1 protein-coding gene and 2 pseudogenes are annotated in these 2826 nt (G+C 61.9%); 2 read left to right on the top strand and 1 reads right to left on the bottom strand.

The genetic code is table 11. The features are described 5' to 3' along the window. Positions 1-252 precede the first annotated feature (252 nt). Both L0H65_RS17715 and L0H65_RS17710 read left to right on the top strand, forming a co-directional pair. Positions 253-1204 (top strand): annotated as a pseudogene (locus L0H65_RS17715) (tyrosine-type recombinase/integrase). A gap of 6 nt (positions 1205-1210) precedes the next feature. Next, positions 1211-2239 (top strand): annotated as a pseudogene (locus tag L0H65_RS17710) (IS91 family transposase); the annotation flags it as partial. A gap of 120 nt (positions 2240-2359) precedes the next feature. Here the strand turns inward: L0H65_RS17710 and L0H65_RS17705 are convergent. Then, on the bottom strand, positions 2360-2494 hold the full coding sequence (locus L0H65_RS17705; RefSeq protein WP_301460543.1) for a hypothetical protein: 135 nt from the start codon (positions 2492-2494) through the stop codon (positions 2360-2362). Between the last annotated feature and the right edge of the window lie 332 nt (positions 2495-2826).

The raw sequence follows: 2826 nt of genomic DNA, 5'->3' as shown, positions 1-2826 counted from the left end.
GCTTTATACCGGCAGGCCTTGGTTTCTACCCGCCGCCGTCGCCTATTACCGGGCCGTTGACGACTACCAATGGCGCAATGCGGCAAAAAGTGCCTAGGCCACGGCAAATATCGCCCCAGGCACTAAATCGCTTCGCGATAGGGGCGGTTGTGGCGGGTGTTGCGCTTGACCGGGATTTGTTGCGCGGTTTTGGGTGTTGGGTGTGTGCTGTTGATCGAGGTGATTTTGCCTCGATTGACAGAGGGTTTTCCCATGAACATTCAGCATTCCACACAGATGACACCCCTTCGTGCCCGCATGATCGCCGATATGTCCGCGCGCAATCTTGGGCCGGCATCGCAAACCAGTCACTTGCGCGCCTGCAAGCGTTTTGCGGCCTGGCTCGGGCGCTCGCCAGAGGCGGCGACACCGGATGATGTGAGGGAGTTCCAGCAGCATCTGGTCGAGAGCGGGACGAGCATCTGCACCCGCAACCAAACCATGACCGGGGTGAAGGTCCTGTTGCGCGTGACCCTGCGGCGGCATGATCTGGTGGCCGAGATCTTTCATTTGAAGGAACCGGTGAAGGTGCCGCTGGTGCTGAGCCAAAAGGAAATCAAACGCATCCTGGCGATGGCCCCCGGCCTGAAGGCGCGGGTGATGCTGTCGCTGGCTTATGGCTGTGGCATGCGCGCGGGCGAGGTCGTTCGGCTCAAGGTCGGCGATATCGATAGCGCTCAGCAGATCATCCGCATTGTGCAGGCGAAGGGGCGCAAGGACCGCAATGTGATGCTGCCGGCGGACATTCCGGGCCTGCTGCGCGCCTGGTGGAAGGAGCGGTCGACCGGCCAGGACAAGGACGTGCCCGGGCCGGAACGGGTGCTCTTCCCCATTGCCTGACAGGCGATGCATGCATCGCTGAGAAGGGGGCTATCGCGGCAAACATCTCTCTGCGCGGCAGATTTCACGGCTGTTCAAAGAGACCGCGCGGGAAGCCGGGATCACCAAACCGGTCACGTTGCATACGTTAAGGCACAGTTTCGCGACGCATCTTCTGGAGCGCGGCGTAGATATCCGCGTCATTCAGGCGCTGCTGGGGCATGCAAAACTCACGACCACGGCACGCTATGCCAGCGTCGCCACGGGGATGATCGCGGCGGTGGACAGCCCGCTGGACGATCTGACTCGGGCCAAGCGGAAGAAGGGCAAGAGAGGCGCATCATAGACCGCCTTGCCCCGGTCAGGGCTGGAGGTTGCGGATATCTTCCGCGCCCATGGGGCTGCCTGGCGCGCAGCCAATAAGAGCCATGTCAGCCTCGATCAGTTGAAGGTGATGAGCGCCATCGAGCGCTGCCGCACGGCGGCGCTCGGCGGGCATGTGGCGCGCTGTGAAGACTGTGCCCATGAGCACATCGCCTACAATTCGTGCCGCAACCGCCATTGCCCCAAATGCCAGTCCGGCGCGGCAAAAGCATGGCTGGCCGCACGCGAGGCAGAACTTTTACCGGTGCGATATTTCCATCTGGTCTTCACACTGCCCAAACCGATCGCCAACATCGCACACCAGAACAAACGCGAGATCTACAACCTGCTGATGCGGGCGAGTGCAGACACGGTGCTCAGGATCGCGTCGGACCCCAAGCACCTCGGCGCCCGGGTTGGGATCGCGTCGGTCCTCCATACCTGGGGCTCCGCGATGACGCACCATCCGCATGTGCATATGATCGTGCCGGGTGGGGGCCTGTCTGCGGACGGCACCAAATGGATCGCTTGCCGCAGGAATTTCTTCCTCGCCGTCCGGGTTCTGGCCCGCCTGTATCGGCGGCTCATCCTGGAAGGATTGGGCAAGCTGCACGATGCGGGGAAGCTGCGCTTCTTCGGCGATCACGCGAACCTTGCGGATCGAGATACATTCGATGTTTTCCTCAGACCGCTGCGCAAGATCGACTGGGTGGTGTATGCCAAGGAACCGTTTGCAGGCCCCAAAGCCGTGCTGGCCTACCTGTCGCGTTACACCCACCGTGTCGCCCTGTCCAACAGCCGCCTGATCCGTTTCGATGAGTGCCGCGTCACCTTCCGCGTCAAGAACTACCGTGTAAACGGCCCCGGCCGACACACCACCATGACCCTGAAGACGGACGAGTTCATCCGCAGGTTCCTGATCCATGTTCTGCCAAAAGGCCAGCACCGCATCCGCCACTACGGCTTCTTCGGAAATGGCAGCCGTGCCACCAATATTGCCATGATCAGACACTTGCTCGGGGCCAATACGCCAGACCGGGATCACGCCAATGACGACGGCATCAATGATACCGATGAGCCTCCCCGCGTCCTCGCGTCCTCGCGCTGCCTTGCCCGTGTTGCGGCGGGCGATTGATCATCACCGACACAATCGCGCCCGCGCAATATCCCAGAGCACCGCCAACAGCAGCGAGGGCCGCCGCATGAGTTGCGCGCCACAGATCCAAAACTGCACCCTCGCCGCACGGCCCACCGCCAGCGGTCCCAGCGTCATGCGCCAATCCATTCAACGATCGCGTGAAAGCCGCCAGATTGCGATGCGCAAACCGCGAATCGGCGAAAAGAGCCCGAGACACCCACTCAGATCCGCCCCAAAAACGCGGAAACAGCCATGCTAACGAGCAAAGCCAAGGCACGCGCCCCCTCAAATCCCCATAACCACAGCTGAAGCACCCAGCCCAACCCCGCGATTTCCCGCTTGAGCGCTTCTCCGACGCCAAGCCACGTCTCGCGCCACCCAAACGCTGCGCGTGGCGTCCGAGAAACCTGCACCAAATGGCACGTCATATGAAACGCAACAACCACGCATGCGGGCGGCATCGTGTC

The organism is Pseudorhodobacter sp. (assembly GCF_030452865.1).
Classification (GTDB): domain Bacteria; phylum Pseudomonadota; class Alphaproteobacteria; order Rhodobacterales; family Rhodobacteraceae; genus Pseudorhodobacter.
This window is presented reverse-complemented; position numbering and strand designations above follow the sequence as displayed.